The following is a 22,737-nucleotide window of genomic DNA, read 5'->3' as shown; positions in this document are numbered from 1 at the left end:
CGCCCTGCGCCTCAGCGCAGGACGATCCGCTCCCGCGGGTCCTCGCGCGGCAGCGCCGGGTCCACGACCGCGCTGACCTGGATCCCGGTCAGCCTCACGTCGCCCCGCAGCGTGGTCATGAAGGCGGTGTCGGCGGCGTCCTGCCCGGTCGCGATCCGCACCAGCGAGGCGCGCGGCGCGAGGTGCGTGGAATCGACCACCAGCCAGCGGCCGTCGATCAGAGCCTCGACCACCAGGTGGAAGTCCATCGGGCTGAGCCCCGGCGCGTACACCGAGACGCAGCGGGCGGGGATCCCGCCGGCCCGCAGCAGCGTCGCGGTGAGGTGCGCGTAGTCCCGGCATACGCCCTCGCGGGAGACGTAGGTGCTGCGCGCCGAATCGGAGCTGGTGCTCGAGCCCGGCACGTAGTCCAGGTGGGCGTGCACCCAGTCGACCACGGCGTCCATCGCCTCGGCCCCGCGGCGATCGCCGACGATCTCCGCGGCGATCTTCGCGAACTCGTCGACCTCGCAGTAGCGGGAGGGGCGCAGGTGCACCGCGGCGTCGGCGTCCTGGGCGCGCGCGGCGGTCGCCGGGGCGACGCCGCGGGCCTCGTAGACGATCTCCACGGTCCCCGTCGGCAGACCGTGCACCAGGTGGAGGCGGCTGCCGTAGCGGTCGCGGGTCTCGGTCACCGGATGCGGGGAGCCGCCCGCCACCGCGCTCAGCGACTCCTCGGCCACCGGGGCGTCCGAGACCGCCACCAGCAGGGCCAGATCGGTGCCCTCGGCCACCTCGGCCCTCATCCACGCGCGCACATGTCGTTCCATGGCCCCAGTCTCCTCCCTGCCCGGCCGCCGCGCGGCGGCGCCTCCTTTGCCGCGTCGTGATCAGCGACATAGGGTGGTGACCCAGTCGTCACCGTCGATCTGCGCAGCCTCAGGAGCTCTCCGTGCCCATCGCCCCCGACCGTCCGCTCGGCGTCGCCATGATCGGCTACTCCTTCATGGGTCGCGCCCACTCCCAGGCCTGGCGCACGGTCGGCGCGGCCTTCGACGTGCCGGAGGTCGCCCGGCGCGTGATCGTGGGCCGCGACCCGCAGGCGGTCGCCGAGTCCGCCCGGCGCCTGGGCTGGCAGGAGCACGCCACCGACTGGCGCGAGGTGATCTCCCGGGACGACGTCGACATCGTCGACATCTGCACCCCCGGGTTCCTCCACGCCGAGATCGCGATCGCCGCGCTCGAGGCGGGCAAGCACGTGCTGTGCGAGAAGCCGCTGGCCAACTCCACCGCCGAGGCCGAGGCGATGGTCCGCGCGGCGCAGGCCGCCGCCGAGCGCGGGCAGGTCGCCGCGCTCGGCTTCACCTACCGCCGGGTGCCGGCGCTGGCGCTGGCCGCGCAGTTCGTGCGCGCCGGGAAGCTCGGCACCATCCGTCAGGCCCGCGCCGCCTACCTGCAGGACTGGCTGGTCGACGAGGAGGCGCCGATGACCTGGCGGCTGCGGGAGGAGACCGCCGGCAGCGGGGCGCTCGGCGACATCGCCTCCCATGCGATCGACCAGATCCAGCACCTCACCGGGCAGCGCGTCCGCGCGGTGCGGGGCCGGCTGGCGACCATGGTGCCGCAGCGCCCGGGGGCCGACGGTCCGGAGCCGGTCACCGTCGACGACGCCGCCTGGGCGACGCTCGAGCTCGACGGCGGGGCGCTCGCCTCGGTGGAGGTCTCGCGGATGGCGACCGGCGTCAAGAACCAGCTCACCGTGGAGCTGTACGGCACCGGCGGCGCCCTGCGCTTCGACCTGGAGAGCCCCAACGAGCTCTGGTTCCTCGACGCCGGCCTCCCGGTCGCCGAGCAGGGCTTCACCCGGGTGCTGGTCACCGAGCCCGAGCATCCCTACCTCGAGGCCTGGTGGCCGCAGGGGCACGTGCTGGGCTGGGAGAACGCCTTCACGAACCAGGCCCGGGACCTGCTGCTGGCGATCCGCGACGGCGACGCCGCGCCCTACTCCCCCGACTTCGCCGACGGCCTCGCCCTGCAGCGGGTGCTCGAGGCGATCACCGCCTCGCACGCCGCCGACGGCGCCACCGTCACCCTCTGACCCGTCCACCCCACCACCCCAGGAGCGACCGCACCATGGCTCATCCCCACACCCTGTTCACCGGCCAGTGGGCCGACCTGACCCTCGACGAGGTGGCGGAGCTCGCCGCCGGCTGGGGCTACGACGGCCTGGAGATCGCGATCTCCGGTGAGCACCTCGACGCCTCCCGCTGGGACGACGACGAGTACATCGCCGAGCGGCTCGGGATCCTCGAGAAGCACGGGCTGAAGTGCTGGACGATCTCCCACCACCTGGTGGGCCAGGCCATCTGCGACGACCCCATCGACTTCCGGCACCAGGCGATGGTCCCCCAGCGCATCTGGGGCGACGGGGAGGCCGAGGGCGTGCGGCAGCGCGCCGCCGAGGACATGAAGGACGCGGCCCGGCTGGCCCAGAAGCTGGGCGTGAGCACGATCGTCGGCTTCACCGGCTCGAAGATCTGGCCCTACGTGGCGATGTTCCCGCCGGTCCCCCAGGACGTCATCGACGCCGGCTACCAGGACTTCGCCGACCGCTGGAACCCGATCCTCGACGTGTTCGACGAGTGCGGGGTGCGCTTCGCCCACGAGGTCCACCCCTCCGAGATCGCCTACGACCACTGGACCACCCAGCGCACCCTCGAGGCCATCGACCACCGCCCCGCCTTCGGCCTGAACTGGGACCCCTCCCACTTCCTGTGGCAGGAGATCGACCCGGTCTCCTTCATCACCGACTTCGCCGACCGCATCTACCACGTCGACTGCAAGGACATCCGGGTGCGCATCACCGGCCGCAACACCCGGCTCGGCTCCCACCTGCCCTGGGGCGACCCCCGCCGCGGCTGGGACTTCGTCTCCTTCGGACGCGGCGACGTGCCGTGGGACGCGGCCTTCCGCGCGCTGCGCTCCATCGGCTACGAGGGCCCGATCTCGGTCGAGTGGGAGGACGCCGGGATGGACCGCCTGCACGGCGCCAAGGAGGCCCTGGAGTTCCTGAGGACGCTCGACTACCCCGCCTCGGAGGTCTCCTTCGACGCCGCCTTCAGCAACCAGAGCTGATCCGATGCCGACCTCATCCCCCGCCTCCGAGCGCGAGGCGTTCGCGGACACCTTCAGCGCGCTCGGCCCCTCCGCCCCGACCATCCTGCCGGGCTGGGACGCCGCCGACCTGCTCGAGCACCTGCTGCTGCGCGAGCGCCACCCCCACCTGATGGTCGGCGGGCGCCTGCCGGGCCCGCTCGGCCGCCGGGCCGGGTCGGCCCGGCAGGCGCTGCGCGACCTGCCCTGGCGAGAGCGCGTCGACCGGTTCCGCGCCGGACCGGGGCGCTTCTCCCCGTCGGCGCGGCCGACCGCCTCAGCGGGCAGGGCGAGCTGCTGATCCACCACGAGGACCTGCGCCGCGCCCAGGACGGCTGGGTCCCGCGCCGACTGCCCGCGCAGACGGCGGCCGCGGCGTGGCGGGCCGTGGGGCTGATGGCCCCGCTGGCCGTGCACGTCCGGGCCGACGTCGCCCTGGTCTCCCCGCTGGGCGGGCGGCGGGTGCGCTCGCGCCGTGCGGAGGGAGCCTGCGGGTGCACGGCGAGGCGCTCGAGCTGCTGCTGTGGGTCAGCGGCCGCGACGAGGTGGCGCGGGTGCTGGTGCACGGCGAGGCGCCCGCGCTGCGCGCGCTGCAGGAGGGCCGACGCGGGCTGTGAGCGGCCCGCTCAGCCCCGCTCGAGCAGGAACAGCCGCGGGTGGTGCCCCTTCTGGAAGAAGCGATGCTCGCCCAGGGGGCGCCATCCGGCGGCCGCGGTCTCGAGCACGCGGTGCATGCGGGTGATCTCGTGGGTGAGCACCCCCAGCCGGGCCTGCGGGGCGGCCAGCTCGGCGGCGCGGCGCAGGAGATCCGCGAGCAGCTGCTGGTTGTCCTCGTGCTCCCCGTGCAGGGTCCCCCAGGGCGGGTTGGTGAGGATCCGGGTGAAGCCGGGCTCGAGGTCCACCTCCAGCACGTCGCCGGTGACCCAGTCGATGCGGCCCCGGCGGCGGGCGGACCGCTGGTGCTGCTCGGCGGCGGCGATCGCGGCGGCGTCGAGGTCCACGCCGACCGCCCGGGCGGGCGCGGCCACGTACAGCTGCTCGACCAGGAAGGTGCCCGAGCCGCAGGTCATGTCCAGCAGCGCGTCCTCGCCGCCGACCTCGAGCAGGTCCAGCACGGTCGCGGCGATGGTGGCGTTGACGGCGCCGGGGTAGTCGACGGTGCGCCAGGCCCGGGTGGCCAGGGGGCGCGGCGTGGTGCGCAGCAGCACCTGCCAGGTCCCGGCGGGGGCGCCGCGGCGCACCCGCACCACCAGGTCGCCGTCGGGCCGTACCGTCAGTCCGGCGAGCTCGGCGAGGGCCTGGGCGAGGCGGCGCATGTCGGCGGTGTCGGAGCCGGCCGCCTCGAGCCGCAGGCCGCGGAAGCGCTGCCGGGGGCGCTGGCGCCGCAGCGCGTCCAGCAGCTCCCCCAGCCGCTGCTGGACCGAGGTCTCCAGCAGCTCGCGGGGCCGGCGCGCGGGGACGGTCAGCGCGGTGGAGGCCGCCACCACCCGGCGCAGGGACCGCACGGCGTCGAGGTCGTCGGTGCGCAGCGACAGCTCCGTCGGCCCGGTCACCCGGGCGAACCCCAACTGCCGGGCCTCGCTCAGCGCGCTGGCCGCGCAACCGTCGAGCACCTCGAGCACCAGCTCATGCGTGATCTGCGCCATCGTCTCCCTCTCCCGGCCCGCGTCGCGGACGATTCCGGCAGGTTACCGCCCGTCGCGGCACCGGTGCACCGGGCCGGGTCGGTAGACTCGCTGCGTGTTCATCGTGAGTGTGTGTTCCCTCAAGGGCGGCGTCGGCAAGACGTCGGTGACCCTGGGCCTGGCCTCCGCGGCCCTCCATCAGGGGGTGAACACGCTCGTGATCGATCTGGACCCGCAGGGTGACTCCACCCTCGGTCTGCTGGGCGAGCCGGCCAGCACCCTGGACATCGCCGAGGTGCTGTCCTCCCCGCGCACGGAGACCGTCGACCGGGCGATCATCCCGACGCCCTGGGCGAGCGGGGCCGCCTCGCACCTGGACATCATCCCGGGGTCCAACCGCTCCTCGATCATGGACTCCCCCACCCCCACCACCAAGGACCTGCAGCGTCTGCATCAGGCGCTCGACAAGCGGACCCATCAGTACGACCTGGTGCTGATCGACTGCCCGCCGTCGCTGAACGGCCTGACCCAGATGGCGCTGGCCGCCTCGGACCGCTCCCTGGTGATCGCCGAGCCCGGCTTCTTCGCGGTGACCGCCGCCGATCGCGCCCTCAAGCTCGCCACCGAGATGCGCGAGGAGGGCATCGCGCCGCGGCTGCAGCCGCTGGGGCTGGTGGTCAACCGCTACCGCCCCCGCTCGGTCGAGCACCAGTACCGGCTGGCGGAGCTGCGTGAGCTGTTCGGCGAGGCGGTGCTCGAGCCGGTCATCGAGGAGCGGGTGGGCCTGCAGCAGGCGCAGGGCGGCGCGGTGCCGCTGCACCGCTACGAGGGCGCCTCGGGCAAGCGCCTGACCGAGGACTTCGACGGCCTGCTGCGGACGGTCATGGACTCGCGCCAGAACTCCTGACCCACCCCGGACGCGAAAGAGCGGCGAGTCCCTTCCCGGGGCTCGCCGTTCGTGTCTGTCCGGGGGCCGGAGCGGCTGGTCAGCCGGCCTGGCGGGAGCGGCGCCGGGCGGCCAGCTCGTCCTGCAGCGCGAGGGCCGCGTCGTCGGCGGGGTTCACGCCCGGCAGCACGGAGAGCTCGTTCTCGACCTCGCGCCAGACCCGGCCGACGGCGATGCCGAACACGCCCTGACCGCCCTGGACCAGGTCGAAGACGTCCTGGGCGGAGGTGCACTCGTAGACCGAGGCGCCGTCGCTCATCAGGGTGATGCCGGCGAGGTCGTCGATACCGCGCTCCCGCAGCGCGCTGACGGCGATGCGGATCTGCTGCAGGGAGACGCCGGTGTCCAGCAGGCGCTTGACGACCTTCAGCACCAGGATGTCGCGGAAGCCGTAGAGGCGCTGGCTGCCGGAGCCGTGGGCGGCGCGGACGCCGGGCTCGACCAGGCCGGTGCGGGCCCAGTAGTCGAGCTGGCGGTAGGTGATGCCGGCGGCCTTGCAGGCGGCGGGCCCGCGGTAGCCGAGCTCGCCGGGAGCGTCCATGAGGTCGTCGAAGAGCACGCCCTGGGCGGGCTCCGCAGGCACCGTGGTCTGCTCGGTGCGATCATCGCCAGGACTGGCGTTCACAGCTGCCTCCGGGTTCCGGCTCTCCGAGGGGGAAGGTGAGAGCACGCGTCCACACTAGCGCGAACTCCCCTGCGGCCGACAGCAACGCGCCGGGGCAGGGTCACGGAACGGTGACGGGCCTCAGGGCTCGCGCAGCTTGGTCCTCAGCACCGCCGAGTGCAGGGTGATCATCGACTCCCCGAGATCGCGGGCGAAGTCCTCGGCCTCGCCGCGGGCGGCGGAGTCGCCGGAGCGGTTGCGGGGCCGGGCCACGGAGCGGACCATGTGCGCCTCGCGCTCGGCCGAGGTCCGCAGCATCACCAGGTGGCGGGGATGCAGGCCCTGCTCGGCGAGCTCGCGGGCGGCGCCGACGATCTCCAGCTCGGTGGACCCGTAGAACAGCGTCCCCTCGATGAGCAGGCCGTACTGCTCGAGCTCGTCCAGGAAGGCGTCCTCGACCCCCGCCTCGCGGGCAAGTCCCCGCCGGTCCAGCCGCACGGCCTGCAGCGTCGAGCTGGGTCCGGGCCGGGAGGCGATCGAGGTGACCTCGGAGTCGACGCCGTGCTCGAGCAGGTGCTCCTTGATGACCTTGAGCGGCCAGAAGCGGTCCCGCTGGGCGCGCAGCACGAAGCGCAGGCGCTCGACGTCCTCGCGGCTGTACTTGCGGTATCCCGCCGAGGTGCGCTCGGGGGTGATCAGCCCCTCGGACTCGAGGTAGTGGAGCTTCGAATGCGCGATCTCCGGGAACTCCGTGCGCAGGATCTCGAGCACCTGACCGATGCTGAGCCGTGCGGCGACGGAGCTGCTGGTTCCGCGCGCGGCGGAGGCCGACATCGCCTCAGGCCGTCCCGTGGAACGGGTGGTACGTCAGGCGGTACTTGCCGATCTGCACGTCCTGGCCGGCCTGCAGTCGGGCCTCGTCGACCCGGTCCTTGCCCACGTAGGTGCCGTTGAGCGAGCCGAGGTCGCGCACCAGGAAGCCGTCGCCGTCGCGCACGAAGGCGGCGTGCTTGCGGGAGACGGTGACGTCGTCGAGGAAGATCTCGCTGTGCGGGTGCCGGCCGGCGATGGTGGTCTCCGAGTCCAGCAGGAAGCGCGCCCCCAGGTTGGGGCCCTTCCGCACGATCAGCAGCGCGCTGCGCGGCGGAAGCTTCTCGATCGCCCGACGGTCCTGGGACGAGAGACCGGGCTCGGCGTCGTCCAGGGGGTCGTTGGGCGAGATCGCGCTCAGCTTCGACGTGTGGTCGAGATTCTCGTCGCTCCACTCGATGTTCCCTGACACCGCGCACCCCTTCCTGTCCTGCTGCGGACCCTGCGCAATGAGCGCGCAGGGCACGGCCCATATATCTTCGCATGCCCGGAGCCCCCACAGGCCCTCCGCACCGGCGGCAGATCAAGAATTGACGATCACTTGACCACCCGGGAGTGCTCCGGTGACCTCAGCTCGACCGTGGCCTCGATGCGGACGTCCTGCTCGGCGACCACCGCCAGGGTGCCGCTGTCCCCGGCGACCGAGTCCGCGGCGCCGCCGGGGATGCGCAGCGCCGGCTCCATCACCGCCGGGTCGCCGATCGCGAGGATCGTGTACGGGGTGCGCATCGCGGTGCCGTCCACCAGCAGCGAGCCGTCCTGCGCGGTGGTGATCGCGGTCGAGGCGACCACCCGCACGTCCCCGATCTGGATCACCTCCGCCCCGGCGTTGCGCAGCTCCTGGATCACGCTCAGCAGGGTCGGGGCGCGCACCCCGGAGGCCGGGTCCGCGATGGAGACGACGACGCCGCGGCCGTGCGCCGGGGCGGTGCCGGCGAGGATCTCGAGATCCTGCAGGCGCTCCTCGGCGGCGGCCCGGGCGGCCGCATCGCCCTCCCCCGAGGCCAGGGTCTCCAGCGTGCGGTCCAGCTCGGCGTTCTCGACCTCGAGGTCGGCCGCGTGCCGGCCGGACTCGTCCAGCAGCCGCACCAGCTCCTGCTCGGAGGCGCCGTCGAGGGAGTCGTCGGTCGCCCGCACCTGCACCGCGATCGACAGCCCCAGCATCAGGCACAGCAGCCCCACGATCAGCTGGGCGAGCGTGGCCCGCGGGCGCAGGGTGCCGCGCAGGCGCGACCAGGCCTGGCGCTGCTGCGCGGCGCTGCCGGGGGTGCGGGTGCCGCCGCTCATGACCGGAACAGCAGGCGCCGGATGGCGGCCGCGTTGGAGAAGATCCGGATCCCGAGGACGACGATCACGGCGGTGGACAGCTGCGCCCCCACCCCGAGCTGGTCGCCGAGGAACACCAGGAACGCAGCGATCAGGACGTTGAACAGGAAGGAGGTGATGAAGACGTGGGCGTCGAAGGCGCCGGCGAGGCTCGCGCGCAGACCCCCGGCGAGGGTGTCCAGCGCGGCGACCACGGCGATCGGGAGGTAGGGCTGGAGCACGGCGGGCACGTCCGGCTGGACGAGCACGCCCAGCACGATGCCCACCACCAGTCCGATGATGGCGATCACGGGTTCTCCTCCTCGCTGCCGCCCTCGGCGGCGGGGGTCGGTGCGGTGACCGGTGCAGGGGTGCCGCGGTCCTGGTCCTCGGGGGCGGAGGCCTCGCGCAGGGTGCCGGCGGTGCGGGCGGGCACGGTGAGCTCCTCGCCCTGCTCCCAGGAGACGCGGATGCCGAAGCGGGTGGAGATCTCCTCGAGGTACGCGCCTCCCTCCCCCGCCTCCACCCCCTCGCGCAGCGCCTGCGCGTCGCCGAGGGCGGTGATGCGGTACGGCGGGGACAGCGGCCGGAAGTCGACCAGGATCGCGGAGCCGGCGGTGCGGATCGCGCTGGTGCTGGTCAGGCGCTCCCCGTTGACGGCCACGGCCTCGGCGCCGGCGGCCCAGAGCCCGTTGACGGCCAGCTGCACGTCGCCGTCGGTCACCCGGTTCACGGTGCTGTCGGTGGTGCCGGGGCTCGGCGGCAGCGGGGCCGAGTCCTCGAGGACCAGCACCACGCCGGGACCGGCCAGCGCCGCGCCGGGGCCGACGCCCTCGATGCTCTCCAGCCGCTCGGAGCGCTCGGTGTCGTCGTCGGCGAGCACCTCGCCCTGGGCGTCGGCGATCCGCGCCTCGAGCTCCTCCTGGCGCGCCTCGAGCTGCTCGGCCTCCTCGCGGGTCTCGCGGACCTCCTGCTCCAGCACGGCGCGCGGGCTGTCCTCGGCCGAGGCCTCGCGGCGCAGGTCGATGACGGAGACGGCCACCGCGAAGCCCAGCAGCAGGGCGAGCACGAGGGTGAGGCCGCGCATGGCGGTGGTGTCCGGGGGCGCGGCCTCCGCGGCGGGGTGCTCGTCCTCGCGCAGGGCCTCGACGTCGTAGGGGTTCGCGGTGAGGGCGCGCAGCAGCGACGTCGGCGAGTAGGGCGTCTCGCCGTGCGGTGTCGAAGACCTCGGATCGTGCTCGCGCATACCGGCACCCTAGCGGCGGCGTCCGCGCGCCCCGCTCAGACCCGCGGGACCTCGAGCTCGTCGTCCAGCAGCGCGGCGAAATCGGTGCGCCCGGTGTCGGGGGCATCCGGGGTGCGGGCGAGCACCACGTACCGGCTGACGGTCGCGGTGAACGGGCCCCGCTGCATCCGCTCGTGGAGCTCCTCGAGCTCGGCGCGGTGCTCCGCGAGGGCGGGGCCGGCCGGATCGTCCCAGGTCATCCGCCGCAGGTAGCGCAGCAGGGTGGGGACGTCCCCGAACTCGTGGTCGTCGTGATAGGCCGCCGAGCGCGAGATCGTGAAGCCGGCGGCGGTGAGCTCGTGCACCGCGTTCTCGAGGTTCCGGCCCGGCGGCGGCTCCGCGAGCCCGAGCGCCTCGCGGATCTCGTGGACGTCGTCCTCGCCGACCTGCTGGGTGAGGAAGGTGCCCGCGGGTCCCAGCACCCGGGCCACCTCCGCGGGACGGTAGGGCTGGTGGCGGTTGATGACCAGGCCGAAGGACGCGTCCGGCACCGGGATCCGGGCGCCGGGGTCGGCGCTGTCGTGCTCGAGCACCTCGATCCCCAGCGGCGTCAGCCGCTCCCGGGCGACCGGCAGGTTCGTCCGGCGGCCCTCGGTGGCGACCGTGCCCTCCGGGAGCACGTCGACCAGGGTGGCGAGCACCCCTCCCCCGCCGGTGCCGAGGTCCAGCACCCGGTCCGCCATCGGCGCCAGGTTCTCCACCATCGTGCGCCAGCTCCACGGCAGCTCAGGCTCGGGGTACCCGGTGAGGCTGCTGGGGTCGCCCTCCTCGCGGTAGGCCTGGCGCCACCGCAGCAGCTCCTGCTCGTCGATCATGTCTCGCTCCTGACACGGCTGAGGGGGGCGGAGCGCACCGGCCGCCGCCCGCTGGTGCCGACTATTCCACACCGGGTGCCGCAGGTCACGCGCCCCTCGATTCGCTCCCGGTGCCCGGCCGATGTACTGTGTTCCTCGGTCCTCCGGAGACGGAGGAGTTCGGGCTGTGGCGCAGCTTGGTAGCGCACCTGACTGGGGGTTAAGGGGTTTACCCCGCTCTGGTCGGCCCGAACAACTGAAAATCCATGCCACGGGCTGTGGCGCAGCTTGGTAGCGCACCTGACTGGGGGTCAGGGGGTCGCAGGTTCAAATCCTGTCAGCCCGACGTAAAAGCCCAGGTGAGAGCACGTTTCTCGCCTGGGCTTCGTCATGTCCGAGGGTCGTTTTCCGTGGTCCCCCTCTGGTCCCCCTGGGGTGGTGCTGGCCAGTCTCCTGCGGACGGCCGGACCGCCTCGAACCCCCGTCCTGTGGATAAGGGGACCAAAAGGGGACCAGAATGTATGCGCGGCGATTCCCGCTGAGGTCGGCGTGCATCACAGGCGCCTGGTCGAAGGGCCACTGTGCCGGGCATGCTTTCGCTGGCCGGCGGCCGAGAGGAAGGCGTTGGCTTGTTCAGTCGCCGATGCGAGATGCCGGTCGTCGGGGTGGAGGTAGCCGCGGGTGGTCTCCATTGAGGCGTGCCCGAGGATGTCTTGCAGAACATGCAGCGGGATGCCTGCGTCGGCCATCCAGGTCGCTCCGGTGTGGCGCAAGCCGTGCCGGGTGAGGTCCGGTAGTCCGAGCTTCGCCACGATGCTGTCCCAATTGGTGGCGTCGCGGACGGTCGCGGTGGTGAGGTAGCCGCCCTTCGGTCCGACCAGCAACGAGTCCTCGGGCTGCTTGCCCTCGGTGAGTCGTTCCAGCACGGGTCGCAGGGGTTCGAAGATCGGCACGCGGCGTTCTTTGCGGCTCTTGGTCGGCTTGGTGACCAGGCCGCCTTTGCCGGGGAACACCTGCCGGCGGATCACGACGAGGCTCTTGCCGAATTCCACGTCCCCTACCTGCAACCCGGACACCTCCGAAGACCGTGCGGCGAGCAGCGCGGCGAGCATCACAAAGTCGCTGTAGGACTGATGCACCTTCCCGCAGGCTCTGGCGAGGCGGTTGAGGGTCTTCATGTCCGGGAGCGCGTGCGCCCGCGGCGACGACTGCTCGGACGACTGGCCGCGGAAGGCGTTGCGGCTCAAGCTCCGCTTGGCGCGGTTCTTCGCGGGGTTGATCTGGATCAGCCCGTCCCGCACGGCCTCATCGAGCACCCTCACGAGCGGGGCGATGGTGTTCTTGATGGTGGACGCGCCGTGGCGCTGCTCCCACTCATCAATGGTGCGGTCGATGATCCCCGCGGTGAGCTGCGTTACCGGCAGGTGCCCGAGCGCCGGCAGCACCCGCAGCTTCAGCCCGTATCCGTAGGTCTCACCGGTAGAGGTCGGGTCCAGGCCCCGAGCCCACCGGTCACCGATCGAGGTCACGAACTCCAACAGCGTCATGGACACGTCCATGCCCTTGGTCGAGGAGTTGCGAAGCTGGTCGAAGAACTCCTGTGCCGCCGCTTCGTCCCGCACGATCTCCGACCTGGTGACGCGGCGCTTGGTGGTCGGGTCGGTCCAGCGGGCCCGGGCGCGGATGCCGTAGGAACGGCGCTCCATGTCTGTGGAGACCTTCACGCCGATCGGCGGCACCTGCTTGGGCTCGGCGGTCGGTTGCGACTCAGCTCTCCGAGGCATGATCGTGTTCCAACTTGGCCAGCCAGCGGTCCACGGCAGCGAGCCGGTACCGGGCGATCCCGCCGAGTCTCAGGAATGGTGGGCCGGAGCCGCCCGACCGCCACCGCGACAGCGTGGACTCCGACACCTTCAAGTACGCCGCGACCTCACGGCTGTGCATCAGCGGCGAGACCACCGGTGTCTCGGGTCTCTCGTTCACGATACTTCTCCGGCGTCCAGGTCAAGGTTGTTGTAGAACGCTTCCTCGGCTTCGCGGCGGGCGGCCACGTCGGCCATGACGAACTCCACGAACTCGGCGTCGCGGTCGATGATCGGCACGTCCTCGATCGGGTCAGCGGGTTCCTCGCCGGGCCAGACGGTCTGTCTCGTGGGACGGTCGTGGTCGAGCTTGGTGCCGCAGGTTGCGACCCACTCGCGGAGTCTCATGCGGGCGTCCGCGAAGTCCCGGTGCCAGCCGAGCGGTGCGGAGCCGTTCTGCTCGGGGTCGTAAGCGCAGAGCCAGTGCAGATGCAGCGCGCTCAGCTCCCACACGAGCTCCGGGTGTCTGTACCAGGCGGGCGGGATGACCGTGGCGGGGAGGCCGTAAGTGTGCCTGAGCCAATCCACCCAGCGGTTGAGTTCCAACCACTCGACCTCGGCGTCGTCGGCGTTGAGCAGGTTCCAGTTGATCGGGTGCGGGGGCTCGGCGATCAGCGGGTCGTCGTAGCCCTCGTCCATGTCGTCCAGGTCCGGGTCGAGGCTGTCGCTCACGGTTGCGTCGTCGGGTGCGTCGGACATGCTGTGCTCCTGTCTGTTCCCAAGCCCACGGGTGCGCGGCGGGCTGTGGAAGCGAGGTGAACCCCGAGGCGTCTGGCGATTGCTCAGGCATCGGGGCGGCGCAGCAGCGCCTCGATCTCGGCGCGGTCAGCGGTGAGCTGTGCGGCGTCGGGACGCTTCGGCCACGGATGCAGGTCGGTGACGATCGGCGGTGCGGAGCGCAGCAGCACGATCCCGGTCCCGAACGGGAGCCGGCGGATGCGATCAGGCGGGAAGATCGGCACCCGCCTGATCGAGCGTTGATTGGAACGGGTGCCGTGATCGCCGAGGGTCACGGAGTCGGTGTATTCGTCACGTTCTCCGATCAGGGAGCTGAGGTCTTGCAGATCGCGAGAGCCGGAGGCACCGCCAAGGACGACTTTGACGATCGAGGCATCCCAGATCGCGTTCGCTTGGTTCTCGTTCCACTTGTCGCGTGCTTGGGCGAGGGATTGCAGGACCGGCATCGTCGTGATGCCGGTGCCGCCGCCTTCGGCCATGAGCGTCGGCAGGGACGGCAGAGGGCTGAGGTTGGCTATCTCGTCCAAGGCCAAGAGCATGGGCGGGTCGAGCCTGGCCCCCGGCGAGCGGGCGGCAAGCTGGCGCGCGGTTTCGATCAGGTCCTCTACGAGCGCGGCGACCAGCGCGGCGCTGGCTCCGGCCCCGGAGCCGGTGGCGAGCAGGAACAGGGTGCCGCGCTGCTGGATGAACGTCTCGGGATCGAAGCTCTCGCCGGGGCCGGGTGATACCGCGTCGAGCACCCGCGGGTCGGCCAGCGCCCCGAGCGCAAGCGAGACACCTTGCCAAATGGAATCGCGTGTCCTGGGGTCGGAGTCGATCATCGCTTCCAGGGACTCGGCCCATCCGGTCGCGGCCCGCGGCGAGCTGGTCAGGATCGCCACCGCGTTAGCGGCCGCGGTCGGGTCCAGAGTCCACCGGAACAGCTCGGACGGCGGCCGGTTGTCGAGAGCGGCGGCGTGCAGCAGAGCTTGGAGTGCCACTCTCGTCTTGCCTTCCCAGAACCCGCCGCCGTCAACGCCGCCGGAGGAGAGGCCGGTGCCGGCTGCGAGCCCAGTGGCGCGGATCATCGCGGTCTGCGGGGAATCGCAGCCCCGGATCGGTGACCACCGCATCCCAGCGGGCAGTCCCTCGGCGAGATGCTGGGGGTCGAAGATCGCGACCGGACCGCCCCGGCGTCGTGCGCGCAGCGTGGCGGTGAGGTTGTCCGGCCGGGTCGAGGTCGCGACGACCGCGCCGGGTGCGTCGAGGACCGCGCCGACGAGGATTTGTAGCGACTTGCCGGAGCGCGGCGGGCCGATAACCATGATCGAGTCCTCGACCGACGCCCATACGTCCACCCCTTTCGAGGTGCCGAGCCGGTAGCCCACATCGGTGGGCTTCGGATCAGCCAGACCCGGGCGAAGGTTCCCGGCGCGGCGTAGCAGCGCCTTCGCCGACGCCGCGCTCACCACTTCGTGCCGGGTGGCGACGCCGGCCATCCGGCGCGGGTCCTGCTCGACCTTGTGTGTGTGGCGGCGCATCCGCGACCATGCCCACACGCCGCCGGTGACGAGCGCGGCCAGCAGCAGGCTCGCGACAATCCAGTAGGCGACCGCGTTCAGCCCCGGCGCGTCGAGCGCCGAGGCGGGATCGCCCGGATGGAACAGCACCCCGACGCCGGAGGCCGGACCGCCCGCGGGCTGGTCGGTGCCCGTGACCCACGCCGCGACCGAGCCCGCGCCCCGGAGCACGAGGGCGATGCCGAACAGGACGACCAGGCCGATCATGGCCGCGTTGGTCAGCTCGTCTCCGAACGAGCCGGTCTGCCGGCCCTGGCCGTTCATGGCAGCCGCCGGATGATCGTGGTGCCGGAGATGCGACCGAACAGCAGCACTTCCACGACCCCGCCCGCGGCGTCAGGGGCGAGGCGGGCGGGGTCGATGAGGGCACGGGCCGCGCCGGTCCCGGCGGCATCGGTGTGCCCGGTGATGACGGCGACCGCCACGTCCTCACCCGGCACGAACCCATCGCCCTCGACAGTGAAGAACACCGGAAGCGGTGCCGGCTTCTCGGCCTCGGGCTTCGGCTGGGGCGCCCGGCGACGGCGGGGCGCGATGATGTCGGTGAAGCTCGTGCCGTCGCTCTCGCGAACCTCCACCCGCGCCGCGGTTGTTCGGTCGTTCGTGGCGCGGTCGATGATCTGACCGAACGAGGATCGCCGCCACCGTGGAGCGAACGGGTCCGGTTCCAGCGGCTTCCCATCAACGGTGACGGCCACCGTGCCGTCCGCGTGCACATCGAGCACGACAAAGGGAATGGATACCGGGACGGACTCGGGCTCAGACTTCCTCATGCCGCGAGGTGAGCCAGAACGCGACTGCCGCCGCCCATTCAGGATTCGTGAACGTGCGGGGAACCTGTCATACGGGCTGTCGTGTCAAACGCGGCAAGTTCTGCGGGGTGGAGCTGGTGCTGCACGACGAAGCTCCGGTCCTTGATGCGCCAGAGGCCCTGCCCGGTGCCGAGCCCTGGCAAGAGGCGCTGTTCGGTGCCGGTGAGTCCGAGAGCCGCCGCGGTGGGGCCGAGCTGGTCGGTCTCCTGCCGGTACACGATCCTGGTCTCGGCGTTCGCCAGCAGACTGTTCGCCAGCGCCCGGTTCGCCGAGCCCATATCGCCGACGTTCTCCAAGTCGGTCAACTTGTGGAACACGAGCAGGTTTGCGAGCCCGTAGTGCCTCGCGAGTCGCCAGTGGGCGTCCATCCTCCGCAAGAGCGCCGGATGGCTCATCAATCTCCATGCTTCGTCGTAGATCACCCATCTGCGGCCGCCGTTCGGGTCGAGCAGCGCGGCTTCCATCCATGCCGATGAGCAGGTCATCAGCACCGAAATGAGGGTGCTGTTCTCCGTGACGCGGGACAGGTCGAGGCTGACCATCGGCAGCGACGGATCGAACTTCACCGACGAGGGTCCGTCGAACAAGCCGCTGAGGTCACCGAGAACCAGACGGCGCAGGGCGTGGCCGACGAGCCGGCCGTCTTCGGCGAGCCGGCTGTCCGAGTCATCGGCGGGATGAGGGCGCAGCAGCCGCTCGACCACCATTGGCAGGATCGGCACCTCGGCATCGCGCACTGCTCCGGCAAGGGCGGTGTCGATCGCGGTGTGTTCGAGGGGCGCGAGCGGCCGATTCAGCACGGTCTCGGTGAGCGCGCCGAGCAGGTCACGGCGACGAGCGGCGAGGGTGGTGGCCCATTCCTGATCCGAGAGACCGCCGGGCCGGTATCCCTCGTCCAAGGGGTTGAGGCGGTTGCCCATCCCGTGCCCGAGGATGATGGCCTTCCCGCCTACGGCTTCGGCGACGCCGGTGTGCTCGCCTTTAGGGTCGCCGGGGACGTAGACCCTGTACCCGAAGGGCAGGCTTCGTGTGTAGAGGCTCTTGGCGAGCGATGACTTCCCGGAGCCGACGATGCCGGCCAGGATCAGGTTCGGGGCGGTGATGAGGCCCCGCTGGTAGAGCACCCACGGGTCGTAGACGAACGAGGAGCCGGAGTAGAGGTCCTGGCCGATGAACATGCCGGCCGATCCCAGTCCGGCCTCGGCGAGAAACGGGTATTGGCCGGCGAGCACGGCGCTGGTGTCCTGATGCCGGGCCAGCCGGAATCTGCCGGGCGAGCGGAGCATCGCCGGGCCGGGCTCACCGGCTGGCGGCAGGTAGATGGTGGCGCGGCGCTCGGCGCGCTCGGCTTCCGCCTTGGCTCTGGCTGTCTCCTTCTCGGCCTGCCGCTGCTCGGCGACCAGCCGCGCGGCCGCCTGGCGGCGCTGCTTTCGCAACCGCCGTCGCTCCGACGCGGGAGCGACGAGGACCGCGGTGTGCAGCTTCTCGTCGCGGCTCACAGCGACCGCCCCCGTTTCCTGGCGACCCAGCCGCCGGGAGGACGCTCGAACCACGACAGGTCAGGCGCCGGCCGTGACTGTTGCTTCGGCGGGTCGGAGAGCTGTTCTTCCTCGGCCAGCAGGGTCAGCGCGTCGGCGTTCTGCCGAGCGGTCTCAGCCGTCCAGCCGGGGAACAGCCCCTGGTGCTCGGGCGTACTGCCGGGGTCGTCGATGGCGTACTGGCGGGCATCGCCGGCGGCATTCAGGAACGCGGCGAGGTCACGCATCGCGCGCTCGGGGGCGACCGAGGCACCGGCCCCGGTGAACAGGTCCCGGCCTTCGAGCGTCTGCCCGGTGGCGGTGTCCTCGATGCGGTGGGCGTACCGCTGGTGCTCGCCCAGCGGAGTATCGGGCCAGACCGTCAGGCTGAGCGTCCCTGCCTGAGCGGTCGTGCGAGTGGTGGGCTCTGTGCTGTCCATGCCGAGCAGGTGCGCCCTGCTCGTATCCGGCGCTACATCGACAGGTCGCGAGCCTGCTTGACCGCGGCGACGCCGGGATGCTCGAACCAGCCGCCTTCGCGGACGGCGCTACGCCGCCCGGTCGTCTCGCGTGTCGGGGTCGAGTGTCGCGCCGGGATGTGTGCTTCGGGGGGCGGGTCGATGGCGTCTTCGGCGCGGATCAGGTGCCTGCGGTAGAGGCCGACGTGCCCGGCCTGCGGGTTGTAGGTCATCGCATAGTCGCCGGTCTCGGCCCGTCGATCCCCGGCGTAGGCCGGGGCGCTGTCGTGGACATCGCCGTTGGTCATCGCCGCGTCGGTGGTCTCGGTGCCGTAATCCCACATCGACAGATGCTCGATACCTGCCTCCGCGCCGCCTCGATCGATGAGGTCGAGCGTCTGGTGGGCTTCCTCTCCTTGGAGGAACACGATGCCGACCCATCGCTCCACCGTCCGGTCCTGCGGGTTCCACACGATCCGGCCCGAGTGGGTCATCGCGGCGTTGAGGCGGTCGTCGGCCTGGTCGATGAGCGTTGCGGCCTGGTGCAGCTCGTCGGCTGCTGCCAACGCCTCGGCCGCGCCGCCGCTGTACTCGCGGAACTCGTCGGTGACGTGATGCTGCCGGAACAGATGGGCGTTCGCGAGCTGGTCCAGCACCTGCCGCATCGCGCGCATCCCGCCCAGCAGCTCGCCGATCACGGCGTAGGTGTCGGACGGGTCCTCGAAGGTGCGGCTGGCGTGGGCGAGTCCGCGCAACGCTTCATGGGCTTCGCTGGCATCGCGGGCGGGATCGGTGAACGTGGGCATCGCGGGCCTCCCTCATTGGTGTGCGAGGAAGGTGCGATCGAGCGTCCACGATGTGTGGCGTCGTGGTGGAAGGTACGCGACTATGGCGAGACGATCACGGCGCGGATATAGATGCCAATGCCGATCAGCAGGAGTGCCCCGTAGAAGGGCAAGATCGACCATGAGGACCACACACTCCAAGCGGGAAACCATCGACCGATCATTGTCCGCAGTCGCTGGCGCCAGCTCGCGGCTTCGGGGATTGGATCATCGGCTTCCGACGGGTCTAGGGAGAACAGAGGAACCTTACGAGTTCCCTTCGCCACTGTGTCGTAGAGGCGTCGATAAGCGCGCTCCTGGCGCAGGTAGTTGGCATCGAGGAACATGAACAGCGCGACGGCGGCGAGCCCGAGCAGGGTGACGGCCCGTGAGTGCTGGGTGAGAGCGAATCCATAGGTCGCAGTCACCACCGGGAGCAACCATCCCTTCGCGCCGGATGAAGCTGCTGACATGCGCGTAACGACAGCTTGGACGAAGTCCAAGTGCTTGCGCCGGTCTTCGTCTGAGGGGCGGCCAGCGTCGGTCACGTCGCACTCACCGCTCTGCATTCGGCGCGAAGAGCTTCCCAGGCGTCATCCTTCTGTTCCTCCGTGTAGTCGGTCTCTGGTGGCCAGATATGACCGATTGGGTCGCCCTCCCAGCGGGGAACTAGGTGGACGTGCAGATGAAACACGGTCTGACTCGCGGCCTTGCCGCTCGATTGGATGATGTTCAGCCCTTGCGGGTTGATGGCTCGCCTGACAGCGGCCGCGAGTTGCGTCGTCGCTCCTGCTAGCTGCTCAGCAGTCGCCCGGTCGAGGGACCAGATGTCGGCGATGTGCTTACGGGGAATCACAAGGGTGTGCCCGAGTGTCGCGGGATTGGTGGGGAAGAAAGCCACCACATTCTGATCGCGGTAGACCTCGCGAGCATCGGGATCGTCCCGATCGACAATCTCGCAGAAGGGGCAATCAGGATCGCTTGTAGGCATTGTTGACCCATGTCGTGATGTTCGCCTTGATGTCCGCATAGACAGCCGGACTGTTCGATCCACTGGGGTTGTATACCGGCACATAGTCTCCGACCGTGCCGCCGCCCTTCAGCGAGACCCTGCTGAACGGGTTCTCTCCAAAGGAGTCGGTGTAGCCGTTGCGGTCGGCCAATCCGTGGATGCGGATGCCGACAAGCGGCTTGTGGTTGTCCCATGCGTAGGCGATTTCGTGGCGAACCCAGGGACGACTAGCGGTTTGAGCACCGATCAGGACCACGACTGCCGACTTGTACGCCATCTGGTCGGCGATCCACTTCTTGATCGCCGCGTCGCCCTGCCGCTTGACTTCCTCCCACTTCTGCGCGTTGAGGATGGTCTGCCCCTCTAGGGCGCCCATCTGGATCACCTGCTGGACGCGCCAGGCATCGCGGTCGTAGTGGAAACTGTAGAAGACTGACTTGGCCATGCTGGACTCTCCCGTGTGTGCGGTCGAGCCTTCCTCAGACCGTTGGATCAAGCCTACGGTGGGGCACCGACTGTCGATGAGCTCTCGGCCGGAGCGTCACTTTGGTCCGCGCGGACTCGATCAGCTCACACGATTCGGCACAGCGGCAGGGCCGCTGCCGTGAACCCGGCGGCCTGCTGACCGACGAGCCGTCGTGTCTCGCAGGAGGCTTGGATCGCGGACTGCTCGATCGCGGCGGTCGCGGCTTCCAGCTCGTCGAGCGTGGGAGCGGAGACGCTGACGAGGCCAGAGACGCGGAGCACGCCATGCCCGGCGGTCAGGTCGGCCTCCTGTTGAAGCACGTCTTGGTACTCCGCCGTCTGACTGGCGTCCTCGATCTGCCCCATCCTGGCGCGCTGCGCCGCGTCCGAGATGTGTTCGACCTTCTTCTTGCGGATGTCACGCGCCGCTTGGTCAGAGCGCATGGGCGTATAGAGCAGCGACACGGACCGTTGGATGCCGGTCGAGAGCAGCACCGGGGCGAGGAAGCCGGGATAGACCATCGACCGCGGCCACTCCGATACCCACAGGACGGTGTGCCAGGCGGAGTCGGTGCGAAGGTTGCCCCACGTCTCGGTGACCGCGACCGGGCCGGCGGCGGCGAGTTCCTGCCCGAGCCGGCCGTGCCGTTCCAGCGTCGCAGCGACGGCCGGGTCATACGCGGAGCGCAGGATCACAGCGACCCGGCCGGGGCCGAGCCACCCGACCGGGGTCAGGTCCGCCGACCGCAACGCCGCGGTCAGGGTCGCCATCTCCTGCCGGAGCACCGCCGCCGCGCCACGGATGCCACCGCCCGCGGTCCTGATCTGCCGGGCCGCGGTCTTCATGTCCAGCGACAGACTGATCGTCGTGGCGTGGCGTTCCCCAGCGGGGCCGGCCCGCTCGATCAGCTCGGCGTAGGTCGTCGCGGCCCAGGAGGCGTCTGCGGTGCCGTGCTCAGCCCACCACTCAGCCAGACCCGAGCCCGAGTCCGGCAAGGTGCGTTCGAGCACTTGCAGGGTCGCGATCCTCCCGGACCGGCACACGGTCGCGAGCACGCGCCCCCAGGAGGTGACCCGCCGCTCCTGCTCGCCGGGGTCCAGCAGCACGAACGCGGGATGCGTGACCTCGCAGACCACCGTGAGCGTGGCCTGGCGGGGGTCGTGGATCATGCACGCCCCGGTCTCCGGGTCCAAGTGCTCGCGGAGCCGGGCCATGTCGCCGGGCAGCGCGAGATTCCCCGCCGGGCGGGGCTTGACGATCCGCCGCCGGTAGAGCAGTTGCCCGCCGGTGGAGCGCCACAGCCACCAGAGCGCGACTGGGAGCCATTCGACCATCGGTCGCCCGGCGATGGGCACCCACGTCAGCACGACGGCGAGCAGCCACACAGGGGCGGTGTAGGCCAGCAGCATCCCGGCACCGCCGTAGAACGCGGCCAGCAGCGTCAGCCCGCCGATAGCGAGCGTGATGAGCTGCGCGACCGAGAGCCCGAGCAGCACGCCCCGGCGAGTGAGCCGGCTGAACTTCATCGGCGTCAGCTCGCTCCCCGGCGTCGTCCGTTCCGTCGTTGCGGGCATGGCCGGTCACTCCTTCTTCCACGGCGACGCCGTGGGATTGACTGAGGGCGTGCGTGGCTGCGGTGCCGAGGGAGGTGGCGTCTTCGACGGCGCGGCGCCGGGTTCGTTGGCCGCGCCCGCCGCGGTCTCGGCCTGGCCTGCCACTGCCTGGCCCGCCTTCGGTCCGGCTTCGGCTGCCCCCTTGACGATCTGCGCTCCGACGACGACTGCGGCAGCCGGTCCCGCGGCAGCGGCGCCCGCTCCGGCTCCCGCGCTTGCTCCACCTCCGGCACCGGCACCCGCGCCGGCTGCGCCACCGCCCCCACCTCCGGCGGGTGGCGTCGGTGTCTTGGGCGGCGGTGTCCCACCTGACCCGCTGCCGCCCTTGGGATCATCGAGGACCTTCTTGGGCTCGCCGCCGCCCATGGGCTTGGACGGGACCGGAATCGGCCGGTTCAGGGCGTTCTTTGCCTCCTGCTCGGTGCCCATCTGCTGGTAGAGGTCGAACCCGAGGAACGACACGAAGCGGTACACCATGTAGGGCGCGAAGGCCGCGATCCCGAGCAGGACGATGCCGGTGATCGGCTCGGTGACCGCGGCGATGTCCAGCTCGATCGGGGTGGCGATCTGCGTGATCGCCAGCAAGAAGATGACGACGAGGACGAGCTTGGAGACGATCAGGGCGATCACGAACGCGGCCCATTTCCCGATCCATCCCTTGGTGGCGTCCCAGGACGCGCCGGCGAACGCGATGGGAGCCAGGACCACGCCGACCAGCAGGAGGGCCTTGCGGATCAGCAGGGAGAACCAGACGATCGCGATGGCGGCGATCATCAGCCCGGCGAGGAAGATCGTGACGATCGCGCCGACGCCGGGGGCGGCGATGTTGATGCCGCTGAGCCCGGCGGCGAGCAGGATGATCTTGTCGCCCATCGTCCCGGTGGTTTCGCCGGATGCCTGGATGATGCCGATGCAGAGCTGGTCCACGATTTCCAGGGCAAGCGCGGTCAACGTGACGACGACGAAGGCACCGAGCACGGACTTGGCCGCTCCAAGGGCGGCGCGAGACAGGGCGGTCGGGTCGCGGCGGATCAGACCGGTGATGAGTTGGAGGCAGAAGAAGATCAGGACAAGGAAGACCCCGATGCCAAAGATCAGGTTGTAGACGTTGGTGAATCCGTCCGTCTGGACATCGACCAGCGTGGCCGTGTCGAACACGGCCCACATCGCCTCGATCAGCCAGCCAGCCGCGCCGCCCATCGCCTGGGCGAGCCAGTCGAACGGGGCCGCCACGACGGTCGCGGCGGCCTCGCCCGCCACGTCGCAGACGGTCGAGATGATCGGCACATCGCAGACACTCATCATGAATCTCCTG

27 protein-coding genes and 2 tRNA genes are annotated in these 22,737 nt (G+C 71.0%); 7 read left to right on the top strand and 22 right to left on the bottom strand.

Annotation, left to right across the window (positions count from 1 at the left end):
* Positions 1-11 precede the first annotated feature (11 nt).
* On the bottom strand, positions 12-809 hold the full coding sequence (locus ACOJUI_RS08130) for a transglutaminase-like domain-containing protein (protein WP_422117540.1): 798 nt from the start codon (positions 807-809) through the stop codon (positions 12-14).
* A 158-nt stretch (positions 810-967) separates the two neighbouring features.
* Between ACOJUI_RS08130 and ACOJUI_RS08125 the strand changes: the two genes are divergently transcribed.
* The 4 genes from ACOJUI_RS08125 (at position 968) to ACOJUI_RS08110 (ending at position 3,749) form a co-directional block, all read left to right on the top strand.
* Positions 968-2,077, top strand: coding sequence for a Gfo/Idh/MocA family protein (locus ACOJUI_RS08125; protein ID WP_422117639.1), 1,110 nt, complete (start codon positions 968-970; stop codon positions 2,075-2,077).
* A gap of 35 nt (positions 2,078-2,112) precedes the next feature.
* Positions 2,113-3,114 carry a sugar phosphate isomerase/epimerase family protein gene (locus ACOJUI_RS08120; RefSeq protein WP_422117539.1) on the top strand — a complete coding sequence of 334 codons (1,002 nt, stop codon included), beginning with the start codon at positions 2,113-2,115 and terminating at the stop codon, positions 3,112-3,114.
* Between the two features lie 4 nt (positions 3,115-3,118).
* Positions 3,119-3,433: a hypothetical protein gene (locus ACOJUI_RS08115; protein ID WP_422117538.1), complete on the top strand. Its 315-nt coding sequence runs from the start codon at positions 3,119-3,121 to the stop codon at positions 3,431-3,433.
* A 193-nt stretch (positions 3,434-3,626) separates the two neighbouring features.
* The gene (locus ACOJUI_RS08110; RefSeq protein ID WP_422117537.1) at positions 3,627-3,749 is read left to right on the top strand and encodes a hypothetical protein; all 123 of its coding nucleotides are present in this window, start codon (positions 3,627-3,629) and stop codon (positions 3,747-3,749) included.
* Between the two features lie 9 nt (positions 3,750-3,758).
* Here the strand turns inward: ACOJUI_RS08110 and ACOJUI_RS08105 are convergent, their stop codons facing one another.
* Entirely contained in the window at positions 3,759-4,778 is a 1,020-nt protein-coding gene (locus ACOJUI_RS08105; protein ID WP_422117536.1) for a methyltransferase, read from the bottom strand.
* Positions 4,779-4,872: 94 nt separating this feature from the next.
* On the opposite strand from ACOJUI_RS08105, the gene ACOJUI_RS08100 reads away from it, so the two are divergent.
* A complete protein-coding gene (locus ACOJUI_RS08100) occupies positions 4,873-5,664 on the top strand; it encodes a ParA family protein (protein WP_422117535.1) in 792 nt (263 codons plus the stop codon).
* Between the two features lie 79 nt (positions 5,665-5,743).
* Here ACOJUI_RS08100 and ACOJUI_RS08095 read toward each other — a convergent pair whose 3' ends face one another.
* The 7 genes from ACOJUI_RS08095 to ACOJUI_RS08065 all read right to left on the bottom strand — a co-directional run bounded on the left by ACOJUI_RS08095 (position 5,744) and on the right by ACOJUI_RS08065 (position 10,582).
* Positions 5,744-6,328 carry a MerR family transcriptional regulator gene (locus tag ACOJUI_RS08095; RefSeq protein WP_422117534.1) on the bottom strand — a complete coding sequence of 195 codons (585 nt, stop codon included), beginning with the start codon at positions 6,326-6,328 and terminating at the stop codon, positions 5,744-5,746.
* Between the two features lie 120 nt (positions 6,329-6,448).
* Positions 6,449-7,141 carry a MerR family transcriptional regulator gene (locus ACOJUI_RS08090; RefSeq protein WP_422117533.1) on the bottom strand — a complete coding sequence of 231 codons (693 nt, stop codon included), beginning with the start codon at positions 7,139-7,141 and terminating at the stop codon, positions 6,449-6,451.
* 4 nt (positions 7,142-7,145) lie between these two features.
* A complete protein-coding gene (locus ACOJUI_RS08085; protein ID WP_422117532.1) occupies positions 7,146-7,589 on the bottom strand; it encodes an FHA domain-containing protein in 444 nt (147 codons plus the stop codon).
* A 125-nt stretch (positions 7,590-7,714) separates the two neighbouring features.
* Positions 7,715-8,464, bottom strand: a complete 750-nt coding sequence (locus ACOJUI_RS08080; protein ID WP_422117531.1) for a DUF881 domain-containing protein — start codon at positions 8,462-8,464, stop codon at positions 7,715-7,717.
* On the bottom strand, positions 8,461-8,793 hold the full coding sequence (locus ACOJUI_RS08075) for a small basic family protein (protein ID WP_422117530.1): 333 nt from the start codon (positions 8,791-8,793) through the stop codon (positions 8,461-8,463). The genes ACOJUI_RS08080 and ACOJUI_RS08075 overlap by 4 nt, the downstream gene beginning before the upstream one ends.
* Positions 8,790-9,728 carry a DUF881 domain-containing protein gene (locus ACOJUI_RS08070; protein WP_422117529.1) on the bottom strand — a complete coding sequence of 313 codons (939 nt, stop codon included), beginning with the start codon at positions 9,726-9,728 and terminating at the stop codon, positions 8,790-8,792. Before ACOJUI_RS08070 ends, ACOJUI_RS08075 begins: the two co-directional genes overlap by 4 nt.
* A 35-nt stretch (positions 9,729-9,763) precedes the next feature.
* Positions 9,764-10,582 (bottom strand): class I SAM-dependent methyltransferase, encoded by an 819-nt coding sequence (locus ACOJUI_RS08065; RefSeq protein ID WP_422117528.1) that lies wholly within the window; start codon positions 10,580-10,582, stop codon positions 9,764-9,766.
* Positions 10,583-10,742: 160 nt separating this feature from the next.
* On the opposite strand from ACOJUI_RS08065, the gene ACOJUI_RS08060 reads away from it, so the two are divergent.
* Both ACOJUI_RS08060 and ACOJUI_RS08055 read left to right on the top strand, forming a co-directional pair.
* Positions 10,743-10,813 (top strand) — tRNA-Pro (locus ACOJUI_RS08060).
* A 20-nt stretch (positions 10,814-10,833) separates the two neighbouring features.
* Positions 10,834-10,907, top strand: a tRNA-Pro gene (locus ACOJUI_RS08055).
* Between the two features lie 208 nt (positions 10,908-11,115).
* On the opposite strand, the gene ACOJUI_RS08050 is transcribed toward ACOJUI_RS08055, so the two are convergent.
* The 13 genes from ACOJUI_RS08050 to ACOJUI_RS07990 form a co-directional block, all read right to left on the bottom strand.
* Positions 11,116-12,300 carry a tyrosine-type recombinase/integrase gene (locus ACOJUI_RS08050; protein WP_422117527.1) on the bottom strand — a complete coding sequence of 395 codons (1,185 nt, stop codon included), beginning with the start codon at positions 12,298-12,300 and terminating at the stop codon, positions 11,116-11,118.
* A 28-nt stretch (positions 12,301-12,328) separates the two neighbouring features.
* Positions 12,329-12,544 carry a helix-turn-helix domain-containing protein gene (locus ACOJUI_RS08045; RefSeq protein ID WP_344308297.1) on the bottom strand — a complete coding sequence of 72 codons (216 nt, stop codon included), beginning with the start codon at positions 12,542-12,544 and terminating at the stop codon, positions 12,329-12,331.
* A complete protein-coding gene (locus ACOJUI_RS08040; RefSeq protein WP_422117526.1) occupies positions 12,541-13,122 on the bottom strand; it encodes a hypothetical protein in 582 nt (193 codons plus the stop codon). Before ACOJUI_RS08040 ends, ACOJUI_RS08045 begins: the two co-directional genes overlap by 4 nt.
* An 83-nt stretch (positions 13,123-13,205) precedes the next feature.
* Positions 13,206-14,984 carry a type IV secretory system conjugative DNA transfer family protein gene (locus tag ACOJUI_RS08035; protein ID WP_422117525.1) on the bottom strand — a complete coding sequence of 593 codons (1,779 nt, stop codon included), beginning with the start codon at positions 14,982-14,984 and terminating at the stop codon, positions 13,206-13,208.
* Complete coding sequence (locus ACOJUI_RS08030; RefSeq protein ID WP_344308293.1) at positions 14,981-15,493, bottom strand: hypothetical protein; 513 nt, start codon at positions 15,491-15,493, stop codon at positions 14,981-14,983. Before ACOJUI_RS08030 ends, ACOJUI_RS08035 begins: the two co-directional genes overlap by 4 nt.
* A gap of 38 nt (positions 15,494-15,531) precedes the next feature.
* Positions 15,532-17,031 carry an ATP-binding protein gene (locus ACOJUI_RS08025; RefSeq protein WP_422117524.1) on the bottom strand — a complete coding sequence of 500 codons (1,500 nt, stop codon included), beginning with the start codon at positions 17,029-17,031 and terminating at the stop codon, positions 15,532-15,534.
* Positions 17,028-17,489 carry a hypothetical protein gene (locus ACOJUI_RS08020; protein WP_422117523.1) on the bottom strand — a complete coding sequence of 154 codons (462 nt, stop codon included), beginning with the start codon at positions 17,487-17,489 and terminating at the stop codon, positions 17,028-17,030. The genes ACOJUI_RS08025 and ACOJUI_RS08020 overlap by 4 nt, the downstream gene beginning before the upstream one ends.
* A gap of 32 nt (positions 17,490-17,521) precedes the next feature.
* Positions 17,522-18,313, bottom strand: coding sequence for a hypothetical protein (locus tag ACOJUI_RS08015; protein ID WP_422117522.1), 792 nt, complete (start codon positions 18,311-18,313; stop codon positions 17,522-17,524).
* An 80-nt stretch (positions 18,314-18,393) separates the two neighbouring features.
* A complete protein-coding gene (locus ACOJUI_RS08010; protein ID WP_422117521.1) occupies positions 18,394-18,879 on the bottom strand; it encodes a hypothetical protein in 486 nt (161 codons plus the stop codon).
* Positions 18,876-19,322 carry an HIT family protein gene (locus ACOJUI_RS08005; protein ID WP_344308285.1) on the bottom strand — a complete coding sequence of 149 codons (447 nt, stop codon included), beginning with the start codon at positions 19,320-19,322 and terminating at the stop codon, positions 18,876-18,878. Before ACOJUI_RS08005 ends, ACOJUI_RS08010 begins: the two co-directional genes overlap by 4 nt.
* Entirely contained in the window at positions 19,303-19,788 is a 486-nt protein-coding gene (locus tag ACOJUI_RS08000) for a TIR domain-containing protein (RefSeq protein ID WP_422117520.1), read from the bottom strand. Before ACOJUI_RS08000 ends, ACOJUI_RS08005 begins: the two co-directional genes overlap by 20 nt.
* A 125-nt stretch (positions 19,789-19,913) precedes the next feature.
* On the bottom strand, positions 19,914-21,383 hold the full coding sequence (locus tag ACOJUI_RS07995; RefSeq protein WP_422117519.1) for an SCO6880 family protein: 1,470 nt from the start codon (positions 21,381-21,383) through the stop codon (positions 19,914-19,916).
* A gap of 6 nt (positions 21,384-21,389) precedes the next feature.
* Positions 21,390-22,724 (bottom strand): conjugal transfer protein TrbL, encoded by a 1,335-nt coding sequence (locus ACOJUI_RS07990; protein WP_422117638.1) that lies wholly within the window; start codon positions 22,722-22,724, stop codon positions 21,390-21,392.
* Positions 22,725-22,737: the final 13 nt, after the last annotated feature.

The sequence above is a fragment of the Brachybacterium sp. UNK5269 genome, assembly GCF_049266655.1.
Lineage (GTDB): Bacteria > Actinomycetota > Actinomycetes > Actinomycetales > Dermabacteraceae > Brachybacterium.
Note: the sequence above shows the minus strand (reverse complement) of the source record. Positions and strands in the feature narration are given on the sequence as shown.

Coding starts and splice junctions, on each gene's coding strand:
- ACOJUI_RS08130 (WP_422117540.1), bottom strand. CDS start 809: ATGGAACGACATGTGCGCGCGTGGATGAGGGCCGAGGTGGCCGAGGGC.
- ACOJUI_RS08125 (WP_422117639.1), top strand. CDS start 968: ATGATCGGCTACTCCTTCATGGGTCGCGCCCACTCCCAGGCCTGGCGC.
- ACOJUI_RS08120 (WP_422117539.1), top strand. CDS start 2,113: ATGGCTCATCCCCACACCCTGTTCACCGGCCAGTGGGCCGACCTGACC.
- ACOJUI_RS08115 (WP_422117538.1), top strand. CDS start 3,119: ATGCCGACCTCATCCCCCGCCTCCGAGCGCGAGGCGTTCGCGGACACC.
- ACOJUI_RS08105 (WP_422117536.1), bottom strand. CDS start 4,778: ATGGCGCAGATCACGCATGAGCTGGTGCTCGAGGTGCTCGACGGTTGC.
- ACOJUI_RS08090 (WP_422117533.1), bottom strand. CDS start 7,141: ATGTCGGCCTCCGCCGCGCGCGGAACCAGCAGCTCCGTCGCCGCACGG.
- ACOJUI_RS08080 (WP_422117531.1), bottom strand. CDS start 8,464: ATGAGCGGCGGCACCCGCACCCCCGGCAGCGCCGCGCAGCAGCGCCAG.
- ACOJUI_RS08070 (WP_422117529.1), bottom strand. CDS start 9,728: ATGCGCGAGCACGATCCGAGGTCTTCGACACCGCACGGCGAGACGCCC.
- ACOJUI_RS08065 (WP_422117528.1), bottom strand. CDS start 10,582: ATGATCGACGAGCAGGAGCTGCTGCGGTGGCGCCAGGCCTACCGCGAG.
- ACOJUI_RS08040 (WP_422117526.1), bottom strand. CDS start 13,122: ATGTCCGACGCACCCGACGACGCAACCGTGAGCGACAGCCTCGACCCG.
- ACOJUI_RS08035 (WP_422117525.1), bottom strand. CDS start 14,984: ATGAACGGCCAGGGCCGGCAGACCGGCTCGTTCGGAGACGAGCTGACC.
- ACOJUI_RS08030 (WP_344308293.1), bottom strand. CDS start 15,493: ATGAGGAAGTCTGAGCCCGAGTCCGTCCCGGTATCCATTCCCTTTGTC.
- ACOJUI_RS08020 (WP_422117523.1), bottom strand. CDS start 17,489: ATGGACAGCACAGAGCCCACCACTCGCACGACCGCTCAGGCAGGGACG.
- ACOJUI_RS08015 (WP_422117522.1), bottom strand. CDS start 18,313: ATGCCCACGTTCACCGATCCCGCCCGCGATGCCAGCGAAGCCCATGAA.
- ACOJUI_RS08005 (WP_344308285.1), bottom strand. CDS start 19,322: ATGCCTACAAGCGATCCTGATTGCCCCTTCTGCGAGATTGTCGATCGG.
- ACOJUI_RS08000 (WP_422117520.1), bottom strand. CDS start 19,788: ATGGCCAAGTCAGTCTTCTACAGTTTCCACTACGACCGCGATGCCTGG.
- ACOJUI_RS07995 (WP_422117519.1), bottom strand. CDS start 21,383: ATGCCCGCAACGACGGAACGGACGACGCCGGGGAGCGAGCTGACGCCG.
- ACOJUI_RS07990 (WP_422117638.1), bottom strand. CDS start 22,724: ATGAGTGTCTGCGATGTGCCGATCATCTCGACCGTCTGCGACGTGGCG.